At 63.7% G+C, this 19632-nt stretch carries 14 protein-coding genes; 2 read left to right on the top strand and 12 right to left on the bottom strand.

The annotated features are described in order from the left end of the window. Positions 1-11: 11 nt before the first annotated feature. From ACFRJ9_RS05815 to ACFRJ9_RS05800, 4 genes are read right to left on the bottom strand one after another with little or no spacing between them, the layout of a single operon-like run. On the bottom strand, positions 12-866 hold the full coding sequence (locus tag ACFRJ9_RS05815; RefSeq protein WP_377665385.1) for a ketose-bisphosphate aldolase: 855 nt from the start codon (positions 864-866) through the stop codon (positions 12-14). Then, a complete protein-coding gene (locus tag ACFRJ9_RS05810; RefSeq protein ID WP_377665383.1) occupies positions 848-1816 on the bottom strand; it encodes a 1-phosphofructokinase family hexose kinase in 969 nt (322 codons plus the stop codon). The genes ACFRJ9_RS05815 and ACFRJ9_RS05810 overlap by 19 nt, the downstream gene beginning before the upstream one ends. Beyond that, complete coding sequence (locus ACFRJ9_RS05805) at positions 1813-2814, bottom strand: ROK family protein (protein WP_377665381.1); 1002 nt, start codon at positions 2812-2814, stop codon at positions 1813-1815. Before ACFRJ9_RS05805 ends, ACFRJ9_RS05810 begins: the two co-directional genes overlap by 4 nt. A 9-nt stretch (positions 2815-2823) precedes the next feature. Then, complete coding sequence (locus ACFRJ9_RS05800) at positions 2824-3741, bottom strand: SIS domain-containing protein (protein WP_377665378.1); 918 nt, start codon at positions 3739-3741, stop codon at positions 2824-2826. Positions 3742-4012: 271 nt separating this feature from the next. On the opposite strand from ACFRJ9_RS05800, the gene ACFRJ9_RS05795 reads away from it, so the two are divergent. Then, the gene (locus ACFRJ9_RS05795; protein ID WP_377665376.1) at positions 4013-8401 is read left to right on the top strand and encodes an endo-alpha-N-acetylgalactosaminidase family protein; all 4389 of its coding nucleotides are present in this window, start codon (positions 4013-4015) and stop codon (positions 8399-8401) included. 65 nt (positions 8402-8466) lie between these two features. Here ACFRJ9_RS05795 and hutI read toward each other — a convergent pair whose 3' ends face one another. From hutI to tdh, 4 genes are all read right to left on the bottom strand, one after another. Beyond that, positions 8467-9699, bottom strand: coding sequence for an imidazolonepropionase (gene hutI, locus ACFRJ9_RS05790; protein ID WP_377665374.1), 1233 nt, complete (start codon positions 9697-9699; stop codon positions 8467-8469). An 11-nt stretch (positions 9700-9710) separates the two neighbouring features. Then, the gene (locus ACFRJ9_RS05785; protein WP_377665371.1) at positions 9711-10808 is read right to left on the bottom strand and encodes an NAD(P)/FAD-dependent oxidoreductase; all 1098 of its coding nucleotides are present in this window, start codon (positions 10806-10808) and stop codon (positions 9711-9713) included. Positions 10809-11228: 420 nt separating this feature from the next. After that, the gene (locus tag ACFRJ9_RS05780) at positions 11229-12422 is read right to left on the bottom strand and encodes a glycine C-acetyltransferase (RefSeq protein ID WP_377665369.1); all 1194 of its coding nucleotides are present in this window, start codon (positions 12420-12422) and stop codon (positions 11229-11231) included. A 31-nt stretch (positions 12423-12453) separates the two neighbouring features. Next, the gene (gene tdh / locus ACFRJ9_RS05775; RefSeq protein ID WP_377665367.1) at positions 12454-13500 is read right to left on the bottom strand and encodes an L-threonine 3-dehydrogenase; all 1047 of its coding nucleotides are present in this window, start codon (positions 13498-13500) and stop codon (positions 12454-12456) included. Between the two features lie 109 nt (positions 13501-13609). On the opposite strand from tdh, the gene ACFRJ9_RS05770 reads away from it, so the two are divergent. Next, on the top strand, positions 13610-14527 hold the full coding sequence (locus ACFRJ9_RS05770; protein WP_377665365.1) for a LysR family transcriptional regulator: 918 nt from the start codon (positions 13610-13612) through the stop codon (positions 14525-14527). A 14-nt stretch (positions 14528-14541) separates the two neighbouring features. Here the strand turns inward: ACFRJ9_RS05770 and ACFRJ9_RS05765 are convergent, their stop codons facing one another. From ACFRJ9_RS05765 to ACFRJ9_RS05750, 4 genes are all read right to left on the bottom strand, one after another. Then, positions 14542-15726 carry a Gfo/Idh/MocA family protein gene (locus tag ACFRJ9_RS05765; protein ID WP_377665363.1) on the bottom strand — a complete coding sequence of 395 codons (1185 nt, stop codon included), beginning with the start codon at positions 15724-15726 and terminating at the stop codon, positions 14542-14544. A 26-nt stretch (positions 15727-15752) separates the two neighbouring features. Continuing rightward, positions 15753-16826: a LacI family DNA-binding transcriptional regulator gene (locus ACFRJ9_RS05760; protein ID WP_377665360.1), complete on the bottom strand. Its 1074-nt coding sequence runs from the start codon at positions 16824-16826 to the stop codon at positions 15753-15755. A gap of 143 nt (positions 16827-16969) precedes the next feature. After that, entirely contained in the window at positions 16970-18628 is a 1659-nt protein-coding gene (locus tag ACFRJ9_RS05755) for a sugar ABC transporter substrate-binding protein (protein WP_377665358.1), read from the bottom strand. A 61-nt stretch (positions 18629-18689) separates the two neighbouring features. Beyond that, positions 18690-19613, bottom strand: coding sequence for a carbohydrate ABC transporter permease (locus ACFRJ9_RS05750; protein ID WP_377665356.1), 924 nt, complete (start codon positions 19611-19613; stop codon positions 18690-18692). Positions 19614-19632: the final 19 nt, after the last annotated feature.

The following is a 19632-nucleotide window of genomic DNA, read 5'->3' as shown; positions in this document are numbered from 1 at the left end:
GCGGGTTCCGGCTATTTCGCTTTGGCGAACAGCGTCAACATACGTGCGGATTCCAGCACCAGGGCGTCCCGGCCGGCCTTGATGTACTTCCGGGAATCCACCACTGCGGGGTTGGCATCGAGGTACTCACGGACGGCGCGGGTAAAGAACCCGTTCAAATGTGTGGATACGTTGATCTTAGTCATACCAGCGCCGATAGCAGCTACGAGCATCTCATCTGTGACGCCGGAGGAACCGTGAAGGACCAGCGGTTTTCCCACTGCGGACTTGAGCCGGGCGATCAGGTGCAGGTCCAAAGCTGCGCTGCGTTCGGTCATGGCGTGCGAAGAACCAACCGCGACCGCAAGTGCGTCCACCCCCGTGGCTTCGACGAACGCCTTCGCTTCTTCGGGGTCGGTCCGGACTCCCGGTGCGTGGGCTCCGTCCTTGCCGCCTACTTTGCCGAGTTCAGCTTCAACGTAGACACCGCGCTCATGGGCGTACCGCGCCACCCGCTGTGTCACCTCCACGTTCCACTCATAGGGCAAGTGGGCGCCGTCGTACATGACCGATCCGAATCCAAGGTCCACGGCGGCCAGCGCGAGGTCCTCTGACTCCGCATGGTCAAGGTGGAGGGCGACGGGTACTGAGGCCGCGCGGGCGATTGCCAGCGCTGCGGAGGCGATCGGTTCCAGACCGCCATGGAATTTGGCGCAGTTCTCGGAAATCTGCAGGATCAGCGGAACACCGGCGGCTTCTGCGCCGGCAACCAATCCTTCAGCTGTTTCCACATGGATGATGTTGAACGCGCCTTGGCCTGTGCCGTCTGCTGCGGCCTTGTCCATCAGTTCCCGTGTGTTGACCAGGGTCACCGGGTCTCCTTCCATGTCACGATCAGTTGGTCTTCCAGCTCCTGGAACCGCGGGGAGATCTCGCCCGCGGCGGGCATGAGCACTGCCGCGGCGGACCATGCGGTAGCCCGGCGAAGAATGTCGCGAGGCGCTGTGATGCCTTCGGCGAGGGCGACGGCGGCAGCCGCCACACCGGCGTCGCCCGCTCCTGTGGGGTTGCCGCTCAAAGCCTCCGGCAGCCGGGCGGTCCAGTAGCCGCCGGGGGCGGCATGGTCGAAGGCGAGCATGCCCTCGGCCCCGGCGCTGACCAGCACTGTTCGGGCACCCATGGATATCAGCGACAACGCCGCAGCTTCCAGGCTGGACTCCCCCGTTGCCTCGGCGAGTTCGTGGTGGTTCGGCTTCAGGATGTCGGCGCCTGCCTTGGCTGCGGCGATGATTCCGGGTCCGGAGGTGTCGATGATGGCCGGGATGCTGGCGTCGTGGGCCAAGCGGATCAGTGACGGGTAGAAGTCAGCTGGCGCATCCTGCGGAAGGCTGCCGGAGCCCACCAGGACCGAAGCGGGCAGGTTGCGGTTGCCGCTCACGGCCTCCACAACCGCGGCACGCAGCGAGCGCCACTCGTCCGGCAGGAGGGCTTGGCCTTCCTCGTTGAAGATGGACGTTTCGCCGGCCACTGTGTCCACGAGCGCGATGCTGCGGCGGGTCTCGGCGGCAACTCCAACCAATGTGTGGGGCACCCCGCTGGTCCACAGTTCAGCTGCGAGCGTCTGGCCCGCCGCACCGCCAGTGGGGGCGATGGCAAGGACCGGGTATCCGATTTGATGAGTCACGCGGGCAACGTTGATTCCCTTGCCACCGGCGCGGCTCAAAGGCGTGGGCACTCGGTGGCTGGCCCCCTCGGTGATCCCCTGGACGGTGTACGTCATGTCGATGGCCGGGTTGGGCGTGACCGTGATGATGCGGTTCACCGATGATCGGTTCACTGCGTGCCTCCGTGCGGTGCGGCAGCAACGGTGTGCTGCGGAATGACAGTGGGTGTCGACTGGACGGCATTGTTTTCCAGGAGGGCCCGCGCGTTCAAGGCAGCGCCCAGCAGACCTGCGTCCTGGCCCAACTGTGCCCGGATCAGCCGGGGACGCCGCTGGAAATCGAGGATCTGCTCCACCCGCTCCCGGAGCGGCTCAAGCAATTCGTCACCGGCTTCGGCAAGTCCTCCACCGATCACTACGGCTTCGGTCCCGATGATGTTCACGCACTGGCAGATAGTGAAGGCCAGGGCATCCACGGCGTCGGCCCAGATACGGGCGGCAAGGGCATCCCCTGAGCCTGCCTTGAGCAGGACGTCACGCGCACCGTCCACTTTGCTGCCTGACGCATGGCCATAGCGTTTGGCAATCGCACCGGCGGAACCGACAGCTTCCAGGATGGTCGAGCGAGCGGTTCCCGGACCGGCGTCGGGATCCGGCACCTGGGCATGGCCCAGTTCACCGGCGAAACCGCCGGCGGTGACCGCTTGGCCGCCTGAGAACACAGCGGCGGCAATGCCGGTGCCCACCACCATCACAACCACCTCGTTGAACTCTTTCGATCCACCGAAGCTGTGCTCCACAGCTGCAGCCGAACGGACATCGTGATCGAACGCCACGGGAATCCCGAGCCGCTTCTGCGCTTCGGCAGTGAACGGAAAGTCCCGCCATCCGAGGTTGGCAGAGTAGACGCCCACCCCGGCTGCCGAGTCAACGATGCCGGGGACGATGATGCCTGCAGCCTGGGCCGCGGCACCCGGGAACTCGGATGCCAGTTCGGCCGCAAGTTCCGCGAGCCGGTCCAGGACCGCCTCCCCGGGACGTGCCGAGTCCAGCGGCGTGGGAACGCGGCGCATGCCAAGAACGGCACCATGGGCATCTACCAACCCGGCCTTGATGTCGGTCCCGCCAACGTCGAATGAGAGGACCGGTGCTGCGGCGGCTCCGAGAACCATGACAGGTACCTAGGCGGAGGCGTCGAGGATGACGGAACGCGTCAGGTTGCGGGGCAGGTCCGGATTCAGTCCGCGGACGCGTGCACGCTCCAGGGTCACTTTGTGCACGCGTGCCAATTCGGCCAGCGGGTGCTTGTCCGTGTGGATGTAGAGGGCGCCGGTGATGGCCATGTCGTTGTCCAGCCCCTCCGGCTGGGTTCCGAACAACCAGGTGACGCGGCCCGGAGCAGCGATGGAGATAGGACCGTGGCGGTACTCCATGGCGGGGTAGGACTCGGTCCAGCCCTGAACTGCTTCGCGCATCTTCAGGCCGGCTTCGTGGGCCAGGCCAACGGTCCATCCGGTGCCGAGGAAGGTGAACTGCTCAGCATCCAGGAGCTCCTGGGAAACCGGAGCGGTTACGGCGCCACGTGCATCGGCGATGGCCTGCTGCACATCGATGCCAAGGGAGGTCAGCATGTAAACCAATGCCGTGGTGGCGAAGCGGGTCTGCACCACCGAACGCTCATCGGCGTACTGGAGGCCAACCACTGCGTCTGCCAGCTCGATGATCGGCGAGGTCGTGTCGCCGATGATCGCAACGGTGGGGACGATTCCCTTCAGCTCCGCCAGGATCTCAAGTACCTCCGTGGTGGTGCCTGAGCGCGTAATGGCCACAACGGCGTCGTACTGGCGGTCCGCACTGTTGCTGTTCAGGAAGGCCTCGGACGCTGCGAACGCATCCGTCACGCCCTTGCCGGCAGATTCGCGGGCGGCTGCATAGCTCTGGGCCATGAACCAGGACGTTCCACAGCCAATGACTGCGATGCGCTTTCCATCTGCGGGGAGCAGCTGCTCGGCGCGTGCCTGCTCGACGGCGCGCTGCCAAACCTCCGGCTGGGAGACCAGCTCTTCCTCCATGAAGGCGCCCAGTGTGTTCTCGCTCATCGTGTTCCGCTCCCGCTCAGTTAATGACGTTTTCTGATCTATAGAAACACTAAACGATCATTTTCGATCTCACAAGGATCATCCACAGGAGAAAAGCGCTCACGACACGCAGGAGGCGTCATGCCGTCCTTGAGAGGCGAAAACGTGTTCTGAGTTGTTCGATTTAGTCAATATTTCGTGAACTCTTGTCAACTTCTGTCCGATGCAGCAGTCTTAGACGGTCCGCAAGAACATGATTGTTACTCGCTTGGAAAAATCAAGAAGGAGCATAATGCCCGGCTTGCCATCCCCTGGACGCCTCGCCTCGCTGAGCTTGGCCTGCGTCGTCGCTTCATCCTCGCTAGGCCTCCTGGCCATTGACCCGGCCGCCGCGGCGGCCACCAACCGCTCAGCAGACATCGTCAGCGCCGCCGACACTGCCACCATCTCGTCAGGCCAGTTGAGCGTTGACGTCTCCACTGTCTTCCCCCAAGTCCTCGGCTATACGGACCGATCCACCAAAGCCCGGCTCGATGGCACCACCACGCGACTGGGCACCATTACCCTCAACGGCACGGAGTACGCGGTCAGCGGGACCTCCACCGCCGCCGGAAAAGACACAAGGGACTACGTCCTGACCGTGCCCGATTTCGGCAACACCGTCATCAAAGCCCGGCTGTCCGTGAAAAAGAACGTGGTCTCCTTCAATGTCACGGAGATCAAGGACTCGGCAGAGCACCAGGTCAAGACGCTGCAGCTGCCACGACTGAACCTGGTGACCGTGGGCTCAGCGCAGCCCGGAGCCCAGGTGTCCACGGCGAACCTTTCCGTGGACAGGAGCGTCACCGGCGACGAGTTCACTCCTATTACTGCTGCGACTCCATTGGATGCCGCCGCCAAGAGTTCGGCCTACGCGCTGGCCAACACCGCATCCTTGGGTGCTGCCTTCGAGTCGAACGCCCTCTACGACACCTCGTCCGGTCCCGGATCGAAAGACAAGGGCCGCTTCTGGCGCCAAGCTGTCACTGACGGCGCGGGCGGCGTGTCCATGGGCGTAGCCAGCGGGCAGTGGCTTTACCGTGCCGAAGGCTCCGCCACCACCGAGGAACTCCCTTGGACCCGCGTTGCCATCACTGCCGACGCCAACGCCGATGGTGGCGTGGACTGGCAGGACGCAGCGATCGCCATGCGATCCATCCAAGTCAGCCCGAACAAGGGCGAACAGACTCCGGACAACGTGATCACCCATATCCCGTTCAACTTCGCTTCCCAGGCAACCCACCCGTTCCTGCGGACCTTGGACGACGTCAAGCGCATCTCCCTGGCAACCGACGGGCTGGGCCAGGTGGCCATGCTCAAGGGCTACACCAGCGAAGGCCACGACTCAGCCAACACGGACTACGGAAACAACTTCAACACCCGCGCCGGTGGGCTCGAAGACCTCAACAAGCTGGTCAAGGAAGGCAAGGACTGGAACGCCAGCTTCGGCGTCCACATCAACGCCACGGAGATCTACCCTGAAGCCAAGTCCTTCAGCGAAGACCTGCTCCGCGCCGACAAGGGGCTGGGATGGAACTGGCTGGACCAGTCCTACTACATCAACCAGCGGCAGGACATTAACTCCGGCAAGCTCGCCCAACGCATCAAGGAACTCCGCGAAGCCACGGACAAGAACCTGGACTTCGTCTACGTGGACGTCTACTACGAGTTCGGCTGGCTCGCCGAACGCCTGCAGCAGGAACTCGTCAAGAACGGCTTCCGGGTAGGCTCCGAATGGGCTGACCACCTGTCCCGGAACAACACCTGGTCCCACTGGGCCAACGACGAGAAATACGGCGGCTCCACCAACAAGGGCATCAACTCCCAGATCCTGCGCTTCATCAACAACACCCAGTCCGACGTCTGGAACCCGGACCCCAAGCTCGGTGTGAGCCACATCGTGGAGTTCGAAGGCTGGACCGGACAAAACGACTTCAACGCGTTCAGTGAGAACGTCTGGACGGCCAACCTTCCGGCAAAGTTCCTGCAGCACCACGACATCACCAAGTGGACCCCGGAACGCATCGACCTCGCCGACGGCGTGGCCGTCACCGGAAACACCGCGGCCGAACGCAACATCACGGTGAGCGGGACATCCGTGTTGCAAGGCGGCACGTATCTGCTTCCGTGGTCTTCCAAGGAAAACGGCAAGGCGGACAAGCTCTACCACTACAACCCTGCCGGTGGCGCCAGCACCTGGACCCTCACCAAGGAGTTCGCCAAGTCCACCTCGCTGGAACTGTTCAAGCTGACGGACAACGGACGCGTGAAGGTCGCGGATGTTCCCGTCGTCAACGGCCAGGTCAGCATCACGGCAGACGCCAAGACGCCCTACGTCCTTGCCCCGAAGAACAACAAGGCCGATCTCCCCAAGAAGGCCGACTTCGGCGACGGCACGGCGTTCAATGATCCCGGCTTCAACGGCACCGACCTCTCCCCGTGGAACCCGGCCGGAACCGTCACCCAGGTCCGCGACGACAAAGGCCGCCGGTTCGCCGAAATGGGGGCAGCGGCGTCGTCCATCAGTCAGGAAGTAAAGCTCGACGCCGGAACGCAATCAGTCAGCGCGTGGATCGAAATCCAGCCTGGCAAGACCCGGCCCACCACACTGTCGGTAGACATCAAGGGCAAGACGGAGAGCATCACCATCGATTCGTCCAACGCCGAAAACTACGTGGCAGGCGACGAAAAGCACGGTACCGCGTTCCAGCGTGTAAGGGTCCTGGTGGACGTGCCCAAGAACAACACCATGGCCACCGTTTCCGTGAAAGCGGCCGACGGCGATGCCACAGTGCGCGTCGATGACTTCCGGGCGGTGAAGACCACCCGCGTCGCCACCAGTGGAGTGCTCAGCGAGGACTTCGAGAACGTCGACCAGGGCTGGGGGCCATTCGTGAAGGGCGACGCCGGCGGCTCCACCGACCCCCGTACCCACATCACCGAACGCCGCGAACCCTTCACCCAGAAGGGCTGGGACAGCAACGTCATAGACGAAGTGCTGGACGGCAACTGGTCACTGATTGCCCACGATGAGAACCTCGCCCCCGACGACGGTCCGGGCATGGTGTACCGCACCACCGAAGCCACAGTCCCTTTCCAGGCGGGCCACAAGTACAAGGTGTCCTTCGATTACCAGAACTCCAAGGCCGGTCAGTACGCCTGGGTTTCCGGTTATGACTCGCAGGCAGGCCCCGCAGTCACAGGTAGCCAGCCAATCGACGCGAAAACCTCCACCGGACGGTTCGAGCAGATCCTGGATACCGGCTTCTGCGGGGACTACTTCGTGGGGCTGCAGCGCACGGGCAGCTCGAATGGTTCCGACTTCACCCTGGACAACCTCCTGGTGGAGGACCTCGGCGCCTCTGAAGCTGTCCCGGCCTGCGCACAGCTCTCAGCGGCACTTCAGGGCGATGTAGTCCAGCAGGGCAAGGCACAGGATTTCGTGACCACGTTTGTTTCTGACGAACCGGCCGCCATCAGCGGACTGGCCGTTGCCCTCGAACTGCCCGAGGGCTGGACGGCAACCCCGTCCACCCCGGCAACCGCGGCCACCCTGCCCGCAGGAGGCACCCTTGCAACCACGTGGAAAGTCACCGCACCCCCTTCGGCTGACGGCGACTACCCCATCACGGCCAAAGCCAGCTACACCACTACTTCTTCGCCGGCAGGCAGCCGAACCATCAGCACCACTGCCACCGTCCGGACCCTGCCCAAGCCGCCGCAGACCACCGTGTTCGCCAGCGATCACCCCTGGGTCAGTGCCACCAACGGCTGGGGTCCTGTTGAGAAGGATCAGTCCAACGGCGGAACAGGCGCCGGGGACGGAACGCCGCTCACCCTGAACGGCACTGTCTACGCCAAGGGCTTGGGTGCCCACGCCAACGGCAATGTCCGCTACTACCTCGGCGGCTACTGCACTGCCTTTACCGCCACGGTAGGCATTGATGACGCCCAGCCGACGCGGGGCAGCGTGAAGTTCTCCGTGGTGGCGGACGGCACCACAAAGGTCACAACCCCGGTACTGGGAGCCACCAGCGCTCCCCTGCCGCTTACCGTTGACGTCACAGGCGCCCAGTACGTGGAGCTGGTAGCCAACGACGCCGGCGACTCCAACGGCAACGACCACGCGGACTGGGCCGATGCCAAGTTCACCTGCTCCTCCACGTCCCAGGAGCCACCGGCGCCCGTCCTGCAGGGCACAGTCTTCGCCTCGGACCTGCCCTGGATCGGCAGCACCAACGGTTGGGGACCGGCAGAACGGGACCGCGCCAACGGTGAGCAGAACGCCGGCGACGGTCCCGCATTGCGGCTCGACGGCGTCGTGTACCCGAAGGGCATCGGCGTCCACGCCGACTCGAAAATCAGCATCGCCACCGAGGCCAAGTGCCAGGCCTTCGCCGCTGTGGTGGGCGTGGACGACGCCAAGTTGAACAAGGGCCTGCATGGATCGGTGGTGTTCATTGTGAAGGGCGATGGCCGCGAACTTCTCCGCACACCCGTCCTCAGCGCCGACTCCACAGCACTGCCCCTCAACGTGGACATCACAGGTGTCCAGAACGTCGAGCTGATCGCCGACAAGAACGGTGACGATGCCGGCGACGACTGGGGTGATTGGGCGGACGCGAAGTTCAGCTGCGCCTAGTCCTTTCACGCCTCAGTAAAGAAGGGCGGTGTTCCTACCGGAACACCGCCCTTCTTCGTGTCGTCTTAGACGGCGCGCACGCCAGCCCGCCACACCGAGTGTGTCAGCGGGATCCCGGGACGGTAGGCCAGATGCGTGGCCGACGGCGCTTTCAGCATGTGCAGGTCTGCGCGATGACCGACCGCGAGCGACCCCACCGCCCGTTCGCCGTCGACGTCGTTCCCCGACTCGCGGCCCAACGCCAAGGCGCCGCCGAATGTGGCCGCCCGAACGGCTTCGTGGACGCTGAGGTGCATCTGGAGCACGGCTGTAGTGACGCAGAATGCCATGGAGCTGGTGTACGAGGTTCCGGGGTTGCAGTTGGCTGCGAGCGCAATCTGCACGCCGGCGTCGAGCAGTTCGCGACCAGGTGCCAGGGGCTGGCGGGTGGACAAGTCGCAAGCGGGAAGGCAGGTTGCGACGGTGCCCTTTGTTCCTTGAGCTGTGGCGGGATCCCAACCGGCCCACGTTTCAGCGAGCGCTGCGACGTCCTTGTCCGAAAGGTAGTTCACGTGGTCCACGCTCGCAGCTGCGAACTCCACGGCCAACGCCACACCGGGCCCCTCTCCGAGCTGGTTGCCGTGCACGCGCAGGCCCAGGCCGGCGTTGCGGGCCGCGGTGAGGACCCGGCGCGACTGGTCCTCCGTGAAAGCTCCACGTTCGCAAAAGACATCCGCCCAGCGGACGTGCGGCAGGACGGCGTCCAGCATTTCCCCGCACACCAGGTCCGTGTATTCCTCCGGATCGGCGCCGTTCGGGACCAAGTGCGCGCCAAGGTAGGTGACCTCGTCCACTTCGGCCGCGGCGATGCGGGCACTGCGGGCTTCGTTCTCAACATCCAGTCCGTAGCCGGTCTTGCTCTCCAGGTACGTGGTGCCTTGCGAGACGGCCTCAGCCACGCGTTCCCGCACGAGGCGGGTCAGTTCGTCGTCGCTGACACTGCGGGTGGCGCCCGTCGTGACCGCGATTCCGCCGGCGCTGTAGCTTTCGCCGGCCATTCGCGCTTCGAACTCCGCTGTGCGGTCACCCGCGAAAACAAGGTGGGAATGCGAATCGACCCAACCGGGCAGGACGGCGCGGCCTTCGGCGTCGATCTTCTCGTCAGCCGCGGGGGCGTCCTTGCTGGACCCTATCCACGCGATGCGTTCACCGTCGAACACGATCGCCGCGTCCTTCAGGACCCGGTGTTCCAGGTCCTGGGTCATCAGCTCGCCGATGTTGGTGATGAGTGTGCTGGTCCCGTTCGTGTTTCCGCTCATGACCCTATTGTTCAGCGCCGGATGGACCAGCGGACAGCCGCGAGGTCCTCCGCTGTCCGGGATTCCGGACTGTTCGGTGGAATCGTGCCGAGGATCAGTGCGGCGGCCAGCTCGGCGATGGCCGACGACGTCTGGAAACCGTATCCGCCCTGACCGGCCAGCCAGAAGAAGCCGGTTGCCTCGGCGTCGAAGCCGACCACGGGAACGCCGTCCGCGGCCTCGGTCCGCAATCCCGTCCAAGCACGGTCCACGGAATGGATGCCCAAGGTGGTCACAGCGTTGAGCTTGTTGATGAGCTTTTGAATGTCACCCGGGTAGGGCTTGGCATCCTCAGCGCCGCTCGGCACGGTTTCCGACGGCGAGATCAGCACCTGGTTGCCCTCGGCCCGGAAGTAGAACGTATCGTCAGCGGCACACACCATGGGTGTTTCCGGCGTGAGCGGGTTCTGTACATTCACGATCGCAGCGGTCCGCCGGAACGGCTGAAGTCCCAGCTTTTCCACGCCGCTGATGACAGCCAGCTCGTCAGCCCACGCACCAGCGGCATTAACCACGACGGCGGACTGGAAGCCTTCCGTGCCTGCCCCTACCTGCCAGCCGCTCCCCAAGCGCTGGGCCGAATGCACTTTGGCGCCGGTGATGATGTCAACGCCGGCGGCTTCTGCAACCTGCCGGTGTTCCTCGAGCAGCAATGGTGCATTACAGCCGAAGGAGCCGTTGTCCAGCCCCGCAGCCGTAAAGGATTCCGGGTTGAGCGCCGGGCACAGGCGCATGGCTTCTTCGTGGGTTATGGGATGCATGTTGCCTCTGGCCTCTGCGCGCACCGTCTCCTGGTCCCCCACCAGCATGAAGCCTCTGGGTGTCAGGATCGGCTGGGCGGCTTGAGCATCCCTTTCCGCGAGCATCTCCAGCGTCCGGACGGTCAGCTCCTGCACCACCGTCGGCCCGCAACTGGGAATCAGTTGGCGAGCCGACCGGGAGGACGTGTGGAAGGCAAGGGTTTGTTCTGCCTCTACGAGAGCCACCGTGCATTTTCCCGCGAGGGCCGAAGCCAAGGACAGACCTGCGATCCCGCCGCCAACGATTACCACGTCATAATTCGATGCCATGGTGCCATCCTTTCAGACGGTGCCGGGCAGGGACAGGATTCCGCTCCTGCCCCCGACGCTCTCTCACATCACCACCCCTAACCCCACGCCCTCTCCCACATCACCACCCCCAAGAACGCGACGCTTTGTCACTTCCGTCAAGAAAGTGAAAGAGCGTCGGTGGGAAAGAGACGGTAAGTGAAAGAGCGTCGGTGGGAAAGTGACGGTAAGTGAAAGAGCGTCGTACTTAGGCGACTGCGGCGCGACTCTTGACGAACGCCTGAACACACGCTTCGACGTCGTCGGCGCTCTGCCTGGCGAGCAACTACCTGCAGACGCTCGCTCACCTCATAGCCCTTTAACCCAAACGCCCTCTCACTTCCGTCAAGAAAGTGAGAGGGCGTCGGTCGGAAAGTGACGGTAGGTGAAAGAGCGACGTACTTAGGCGACCGCGGCGCGACTCTTGACGAACGCCTGAACGCACGCTTCGACGTCGTCCGTGCTGTGCGCGGCGGAGAGCTGGACGCGGATACGGGCCACACCCTTGGGCACTACGGGGAAGCTGAAGGCCGTGACGAAAACGCCGTTGTTGAGCATTTCGTCGGCAACCTTGGCTGCCACCACGGCGTCGCCGAACATTACCGGGATGATGGCGTGTTCGCCGTCGAGCAGTTCGAAGCCTTCCTCGCTCATGCGGCTGCGGAAGAGCGCAGCGTTCTCGAAGAGGCGGGTGCGAAGTTCACCGGATTCCTGCACAAGTTCGATCGCCTTGATGGTGGCCGCAACGATGGCCGGGGCGAGGGAGTTGGAGAACAGGTACGGGCGGGCTTTCTGGCGCAGCATGGCGACGATCTCGCCGCGACCTGACACGTAACCGCCCGAGGCGCCGCCAAGTGCTTTGCCGAACGTGCCCGTGTAAATGTCCACGCGCTCGGAAACACCAGCGTGCTCAGGGGTTCCGGCGCCGGTAGAGCCCATGAAGCCCACGGCGTGGGAGTCGTCCACCATGACCAGGGCGTCGTGTTTCTCGGCGAGGTCGCAGATGGCTTCGAGCGGCGCGAGGTAGCCGTCCATGGAGAACACGCCGTCCGTGACGATGATCTTCCGGCGGGAGCCCTCGGCCTCAACCAGCTTCGCCTCGAGGTCGGCCATGTCCTGGTTGGCGTAGCGGAAACGCTTGGCCTTGCTCAGGCGGATGCCGTCGATGATGGATGCGTGGTTCAGGGAGTCCGAGATGATGGCGTCTTCGGGGCCGAACAAGGACTCGAACACGCCGCCGTTGGCGTCGAAGCAGCTGGAGAACAAGATGGTGTCCTCGGTGCCAAGGAAGGCCGAGACACGGGTTTCAAGTTCCAGGTGGAGGTCCTGCGTGCCGCAGATGAAGCGCACGGAGGCCATACCGAAGCCGCGCTCGTCCATGGCTGACTTGGCGGCGGCGATGATGTCCGGGTGATCGGCCAGGCCAAGGTAGTTGTTCGCGCAGAAGTTCAGAACCCTGTTGGCGGGCTGGCCGAGCTGTCCTGCCGCGATGTGGCTGGCCTGCGGGGAATCGATGTGGCGCTCGGTCTTGAACAGTCCGGCCTCGCGGATCTGGTCCAGTTCGCCCTGCAGTTGGTCTTTGATGGCTGAGTACATGGGGTGCTCCTAAAGTTTTTCGGGGATCCGCTTACAGTTCAGTCCAGTCGAGGACCACTTTGCCGCCGGTGCCGTTGCGGGCGATTTCGAAGCCCTTTTCCCAGTCGGCTGCGGACAGCTTGTCGGTGACGACGGCGGAGATGCTGCGGTGCAGCACGGGGTTGGAGGACAGCATGGCGCTCATGGCGTACCAGGTCTCGAACATTTCGCGGCCATAAATCCCCTTGAGGGTCAGCATGTGCGTGACAACCTTGCCCCAGTCGATGTCGATGGACTGGCTGGGAAGGCCCAGCATGGCGATGCGGCCGCCATGGTTCATGTTGTTGATCATCTCAGGCAGCGCCGTGGGGTGTCCGGACATTTCGAGTCCGATGTCGAAGCCTTCGCGCATGCCGAGTTCCTGCTGTGCCTCACGGACCCGCATTTTGGACACGTCGACGGCGAGGTCCACGCCCATCTGCCGGGCGAGTTCCAGGCGCGGAGCCGAGACGTCGGTAATGGCGATCTTGCGTGCGCCGGCGTGGCGGGCGACGGCGATGGCCATGAGGCCGATAGGCCCGGCGCCTGTGATGAGCACGTCTTCTCCGACCAACGGGAAGCTGAGGGCCGTGTGGACGGCGTTGCCGAAGGGATCAAAGATGGCACCGAGTTCAGGGGTGACGGATTCGTCGTGGTGTACCCAGACGTTCGTTTCCGGGATGACAACGAACTCTGCGAATGCGCCGTCGCGCTGTACGCCGACAGACACCGTGTGGATGCACATCTGGCGGCGCCCGGCGCGGCAGTTGCGGCAGATCCCGCAGACTACGTGGCCTTCACCGGAGACCCTGTCCCCCACCTTGACGTCGCGGACGTCCTCGCCGATTTCAACCACTTCACCGTAGAACTCGTGGCCGGCGATCAGAGGCGCCTCGATGATGCCCTGCGCCCAGGCGTCCCAGCTCTGGATATGGAGGTCGGTGCCGCAGATGCCAGTGGTCATGACACGGATCTTGACGTCGGACGGACCGGCCTCGGGCTCGGGGCGGTCGACGAGTTCGAACCCTGCGTGCGGTCCGGATTTGTACAGAGCCTTCATGGAATTCCTCACTGGCTAGTCGCTGCTTCACTGCTGCTGAGTCCATTAGAGCCCCGCCTACGATTTAGCACAACTAGATTCTTCTCAATCAACGATTTAGGATTTGCTAATGGAAATCCATCAGTTGCAGATGCTCAGGGAACTCGGCGACCTTGGCAGCGTGAAGGCAGTGGCGGAGACTTTGATGGTCACGCCGTCGGCCGTTTCCCAACAACTCGCTCTGTTACAGAGGTCGGTGGATGTGCCGTTGACGCGCAAGGAAGGCCGGGCCCTGGTGCTGACCGACGCAGGCCGGGTCCTCGCTGAGGCCGGTGCCGCCGTCGTGAACGCCATGGCAGATGCGCGGGCAGCAATCGGCGCGTACCACGATGCTCCCGACGCACCCGTGAGCGTAAGCGCCTTCCACAGTGCGGGGCAGGCGCTGTTCGCGCCGCTGGCGGCCCTGTTGGCGTCCGACGGCGGGAACTCGCCGAGGTTGCGACTCTCGGACGAGGATGTGGCACAGGAGGATTTCCCGGGCCTCGTTGCCCGCTACGACCTGGTCCTGGCGCATCGGATGGACAACAGCCCACCATGGCCCGAAGACAAAGTGGCCGTTATTTCGCTGGCCGACGAGCCGCTGGACATTGCGTTGCCCGCAGATCACCCGCTGGCGTCCCGTAGCGAACTGGAGCCGTCCGACGTCGTCGATGAACCGTGGGTGACCAGCCGCGATGGCTACTCCCCCGCGGACGTCCTGGCCGCCGTCGTTGCCGTGAGCGGGCGCCCGGCAGAGGTGCTGCACCGCATCAATGACTATTCAACGGTTGCCGCGCTCGTCTCGGCAGGTGGCGCGATCGGGCTGCTGCCGAGGTTCACGGCGCGCCGCGTCCTGGATGCCGGGGTGGTGCTGCGGCCCCTCGCGGGTGTGAACTCGGTGCGCAAGATCGACATCCTGGCCCGCCCGGAAACACTTAAACGGAAATCGGTCATGACGGTTTGCGAGTCACTTCAAACCGTCATGACCGGGCTTTCAAAACCCCGCTAACCCAAGTAGGTCGGTCAGTCGCGGACCAAGGCGGGCTGGCCGGCGTCGAAGTACTCCACGAGCTCAGCCGGGAGCTCCGGGACTTCCAAAGCCGAGCCGTCGCCGCGCAGTGACTGGGCAGCGAGGATACCCGCCACCACGGCCTGGCGAGCGGCGATGGGACTCGTCTGGGTCTGGCCGCCCTCCGAGGCGAACCGGAGGAATTCCTCGATCAGGCGCGGATCCGCGCCACCGTGGCCACCTTCGCCGTCCTGGATCTCGATGACCTCGTCCGGTGCCGCGAAACCGGAGGTCCGGCTGGTCCACACATTGATGGTCTCTCCGGGACCGTCGCCGAAGTTTTCGATCCGCCCCTTGGTACCGATGATGGTGTAGTTACGCCAGTAGTCCGGCGTGAAGTGGCATTGCTGGTAGGAGGCCAGCACCCCGTTGTCCAGGACCATGTTCATCATGGAGATGTCCTCGACGTCGATCACCTCTGCCAGGTCCTTCTGCTCCGTGGGCGGCCAGTTGTCCACCGAGAACCACTCGCCCATGCGCTTGCCGTCGTTGTTGCTGCGGCTGGTCACATCGCCATACACGGCGAGGTCGCCTACCGCGGAAACACGCTTGGTGTAGCCACCGGCCAGCCAGTGGATAACGTCGATGTCGTGCGCACCCTTTTGCAGCAGCAAGGACGTAACGTTGGCGCGCTGCGCGTGCCAGTCCTTGAAGTAGTAGTCGCCGCCATTGCCCACAAAGTGTCGGCACCAGATCGCCTTGACGTCGCCGATCCGGCCGTCCTCGATGAGTTGGCGCATCTGTACTACAACCGGCATGTGACGCATGTTGTGCCCCACGTACAACCGGGTCCCGGTCTCATAAGCGGTCTGCAGAATCAAGTCCGCAGCATCCAGCGTGACGTCCAGCGGCTTCTCGCAGAACGTCGGGATGCCTGCCTTGAGCGTAAGAACGGCGACGGCGGCGTGCTGGTTATCGGGGGTCAGGACCAGAACGGCGTCGATACCGCTGGCCAGCAGTTCCTCGAGGTCGCCCGTGACCCGGGCAGAGGGGATGCGCTCTGCCGCATCCGCCCGACCGCGCTCGCTCAAGTCGCAGACAATCGTGACTTCCGAACCCTGCCCCGGCTTGTGGGCGTGTCGCCACAATCCCGAACGCAGGCCGAAGCCCACGATTCCGACCTTCAAATCCTTTTCCATGGTGTGCAATTTCCTTCTGCTGTTTCCTAATAAAGTCTGGTTGCGGCGCTGCGATGCGGCGCCGATTCGCGCACGAACAAGTGCCACGGGAAGTCAAGGACCAAGGGGGCTCCGGCGTCCCCGCCAGTTGCCCGTTCGTTGGTTGCCACGTCCTGGCCGCTTGCCCGCCGCAGGAGCAAACGGGCGAGTTTGTCGAAGAAGTCCACGGGACCAACAGTGCTCAGTGACGGCGTCATCCGCTCACCCTCAACCGTGTTGCCCACACCGATGATGTCCACGTCCTTGCCCACCACCAGACCCAGCCTTTGCGCGGCGTTGACCGCACTGACCGCCGCGAAATCCGTGGTGGCGTAGATCGCGGTGGGACGGTCCGGCATTGCCAGCAAACGCATCGCCGCTGCGTACGCTCCGGCCGTGGTTCCATCGAACAGGCCCAGATAGTCCTGCCGTTCCGGAATTCCCGCGCCTGCCAGGGCATCCGAGTATGCGCGGTAACGGTTTCCCCCGGCCGTACCGTCCGGCGTGGCCCGGCTCAGGCAAGCGATCCGACGGTGACCGTGCAACAAGTGCTCCACAGCCATCCGGCATCCCGGTTCGGCGATGGAACGGATGACGTCAAATTTCTCGGCCTCAAGCTCCTCGTCAAACACCACGAGCGTGGTCCCGTGATCGGCCAGCCGCCGCAGCGCGTCCCGCTGATCTTCACGGACGGCGTCCACGAACACAGCGTCGGCGTTGTGGGTGCCCAGAACCTTGACCCAGTCGGCGTCGCCGAGGATCATCGGCGTGATCCCGAACGGTGCCGCGGCCCGCTGCACTGCCTCAATGACGGACAACGACCACGGATCGGACAGCATCGTCAGCGAAAGAATCACTGTGTTGGTCCGGCCAGTCCGGATGGCTCGGGCCGCCTGGTTGGGCCGGTACCCCAGCCGCTCTGCAGCCGACTTGACCTTCTCCGCCGTCGGGTCCGAAACGCCCGGGCCGCCGTCGCCGCGCCGTCCTGACAACACGTAGGAAACCGTGGCTGTGGAAACGCCGGCAAGCTCGGCCACCATCCGGATGGTGGGACGGATTCCCGTACTGCTCGCTTTTGCCATGTTTCCCCCTGGTGTCTGTGGTCGGCGGCTGGTGAGCCCGCTTGTTGTGTCATTCTTACGTGCCGAATGATGTTGTGTTGAGAGGCCTGCTCTGCGTGTCCGGAAGCGTCCACGACGCGCAGAGCGGGCCCCGCAACGTGAAGTCAGCTCTTGAAGACCGGTGCGGCCGGGTCCAGTGCTGCCTGGTACTCCTCGCGCATCTTGTCGCCGCCTTCGCTCTTCCAGCGCTTGACAGCATCCTTGAGCTCATCGATCTTGGCGCGGCCCGTGATGATGTCCACCACCTTGTCCCGGAGCTGCTTGGTGATCTTGGCGCCCACCTTGGCGTTGGTGTCCGAGTAGGACCCGTTGGTCGGGTTGCGCCACGCCAGTTCGAGCAACTTCTCTTCCTGCTGGCTGACATAGCGGGTATCGTCGTCGAAGCCCGGGTTGAAGATGACGTTCTCCGGGCTGGACATGATGTTGAGCGCCGAGACCAGGCCCGGAGCGTTGGTGGTTCCGGTTTCCGTGCGGGCCGGGTTGCCCGAGGCGTCAATCGTGTAGTCCTGGCCCAGCTCGCCGAAGTTCTTCTGCATGTACTCCACCGTGCCGAACGGTGCGGACAGGTAGTTGACGAGCGCGAGCAATTCGCGGATCTTGCCCTCGTCAGCCTTCTTGAACGGCGTGAATCCAACAGTGCCGTAACCCATGTCGTAGGTCGGCTTGACCTTGCCGTCGGCGCTGAACGGAACCAGGATGTCGAACTTGGTCTGCTTGTTCAGTGCCCGGTAGCCGCGGATGTCGTGAGGGCCGGAGACCACCTGGGCTGCGACGCTGCCGTTGACCACGCGCGAACGGATATCCGTGGCCTTCGAGTCCGGGTAGAACACGCCAGCCGCGAACATCTTGGCGGTGAATTCCACGCCGGCCGCGTACTCGTCCGTTTCGAAGAGGTGCGTGAGCGTACGGTCTTCGTTCACTGCCCAGCTGTTCGGGGCGCCGTACCATTCGGTGACCATGTGGAGGGCATTGGTGTAGGCCGGCTCCAAAGCGTACTTCTGGTCGCCTGGACGGGTCAGCTCCTTGGCTTTGTCCAGGAACTCCTCCGCGCTGCTGGCCTCGAAGCCGCCCACCTGAGCCCAGACGTCGTGGTTGCCGAGGTACACCTGGCCGAACGGGGTGCTCGGGATGGGTGCGCCCCAGATCTTGCCGTTGACGACGGCGGTCTTCCAGGAATCGGGCTTAAGCGCAGCGAGGTTGGGGTACTCGAGGACAGCGTCACCGGAGAGGTACGGCGTGAGGTCCTGGAATTTGGCTTCCAGCATGGGACCCACGTTCGGGATGCCCTGGTTCGGCGGAACCCACATCATGTCCGGGAGGTCGTTGCTGGCCAGGACGGTGGCGAACTTGGCCGGGTAGCCGTCTCCAATGTCTTCGGCGATCTGCAGTTCAAGGTCGCCGCCGAGCTTGGCGTTGAGGCGCTGCCAGAAGGGGTTGTCGTGCAGCCCCGGACTCATGGTGTCGAACGTTTCTGTCAGACCGCTCACCTTGCCTTTGAGGGGCGGCGTCTTCACGGACTGCACAGCGGTGGGCAGTTTGAAGTAGCCGGCCTGGAGGCCTTTGGCGTTGCCTGCAATATCCGGGGTCACACCGGTGAATTCCTTGTAGGTGGGCAACTTGACCGAGGCGGAGGCAGCGGCGCCTCCGCTGCTCGCGGCTCCGCCACCACCGCAGGCAGACAGGCCGACGGCGGTCACGGCCAGGCCTGCAAGGCCAAGGAAACCGCGGCGGCTGAATCCAGCCTGTGAGGAAGTGCTCGTCATGGCATAACCCTTTCTGGTTACTTTTGGTTGGGGTTTCAGTACTGGTGGGCAGTTCTTGGGGCTAGCCCTTGACGGCGCCGGTGATGACGCCCTTGGCAAAGTGCTTTTGGAGGAACGGGTAGACCATCAGGATGGGGACCAGTGCCACCACCACAACGGCCATCTGGATGGACTGCGGCGGAGGCGTGGTGGTGATTCCCAGTTGGTCTGCCGCGCCGCTTCCCTGGACAACGAAGTTGCGGAGCAGCAGCTGGATGGGCCATTTGCTGTGGTCGTTGATGTACAGCAGGGCGTTGAAGAACGAGTTCCAGAAGCCCACTGCGTAGAACAAACCGACAACCGCGATCACTGCCTTGGACAACGGCATGACGATCCTCCACAGGATCTGCCAGTCGTTGGCGCCGTCGATCCTGGCACTTTCGATCAGTTCATTGGGGATGTTCATGAAGAACGAGCGCATCACCACAAAGTTGAACGCCCCGAAAATGCCGGGGAGGATCAGGGACCACAACGAGTCCAGCAGGCCAAGCTGGCGGATCATCAGGAAGGACGGAATGAGGCCCGGGGCGAACAGGAGCGTGAACAGCACCGCGAGGATCACAGGACGGCCAAAGAGGACGGTACGGCTGGTGGCATAGGCCATGGTGATGGTCACGAAGAGGGCCAATATGGTGCCTACTGCGGTGATCAGCATGCTCACGCCGAGTGACTGCAGGACCATGGGGCCCTTGAAGATGGTGGCGTAGGCCTCCAAGGTGGGTCGCTCGGGCCAGAGGACGAAGCCGCCGGCCTTCACGAGTTGTTCGGTGTCCGCCAGTGAGGTTGAGACCACCAGGAGGATGGGCGTCAGGATGGACAAGCTGAACACGATCAAGACCACTGCTTTGACCGTCTGGTACAGGGCGGAAGGCTTTTCCTTCCACACCGGGCGCTTGGGGCTGTACGTCAGTTCCCGGGGTTTCCTGGTGAAAAGTGTTGTTGCCATGGGTGTCTCCTAATCTGAA

Source organism: Paenarthrobacter sp. NPDC056912 (assembly GCF_042786555.1).
Taxonomy (GTDB): Bacteria; Actinomycetota; Actinomycetes; order Actinomycetales; family Micrococcaceae; genus Arthrobacter.
The sequence above is the reverse complement of the archived record's forward strand: the minus strand, read 5'-3'. Positions and strand labels throughout refer to the sequence as shown.

Bases quoted from the DNA above. Each gene is read 5' to 3' on its own strand.
- ACFRJ9_RS05805 (WP_377665381.1), bottom strand. From the start codon at position 2,814: ATGGTTCTCGGAGCCGCCGCAGCACCGGTCCTCTCATTCGACGTTGGC.
- ACFRJ9_RS05765 (WP_377665363.1), bottom strand. From the start codon at position 15,726: ATGGAAAAGGATTTGAAGGTCGGAATCGTGGGCTTCGGCCTGCGTTCG.
- ACFRJ9_RS05785 (WP_377665371.1), bottom strand. From the start codon at position 10,808: ATGGCATCGAATTATGACGTGGTAATCGTTGGCGGCGGGATCGCAGGT.
- ACFRJ9_RS05795 (WP_377665376.1), top strand. From the start codon at position 4,013: ATGCCCGGCTTGCCATCCCCTGGACGCCTCGCCTCGCTGAGCTTGGCC.
- ACFRJ9_RS05770 (WP_377665365.1), top strand. From the start codon at position 13,610: ATGGAAATCCATCAGTTGCAGATGCTCAGGGAACTCGGCGACCTTGGC.
- tdh (WP_377665367.1), bottom strand. From the start codon at position 13,500: ATGAAGGCTCTGTACAAATCCGGACCGCACGCAGGGTTCGAACTCGTC.
- ACFRJ9_RS05815 (WP_377665385.1), bottom strand. From the start codon at position 866: ATGGAAGGAGACCCGGTGACCCTGGTCAACACACGGGAACTGATGGAC.
- ACFRJ9_RS05780 (WP_377665369.1), bottom strand. From the start codon at position 12,422: ATGTACTCAGCCATCAAAGACCAACTGCAGGGCGAACTGGACCAGATC.
- hutI (WP_377665374.1), bottom strand. From the start codon at position 9,699: ATGAGCGGAAACACGAACGGGACCAGCACACTCATCACCAACATCGGC.
- ACFRJ9_RS05800 (WP_377665378.1), bottom strand. From the start codon at position 3,741: ATGAGCGAGAACACACTGGGCGCCTTCATGGAGGAAGAGCTGGTCTCC.
- ACFRJ9_RS05760 (WP_377665360.1), bottom strand. From the start codon at position 16,826: ATGGCAAAAGCGAGCAGTACGGGAATCCGTCCCACCATCCGGATGGTG.
- ACFRJ9_RS05750 (WP_377665356.1), bottom strand. From the start codon at position 19,613: ATGGCAACAACACTTTTCACCAGGAAACCCCGGGAACTGACGTACAGC.
- ACFRJ9_RS05755 (WP_377665358.1), bottom strand. From the start codon at position 18,628: ATGACGAGCACTTCCTCACAGGCTGGATTCAGCCGCCGCGGTTTCCTT.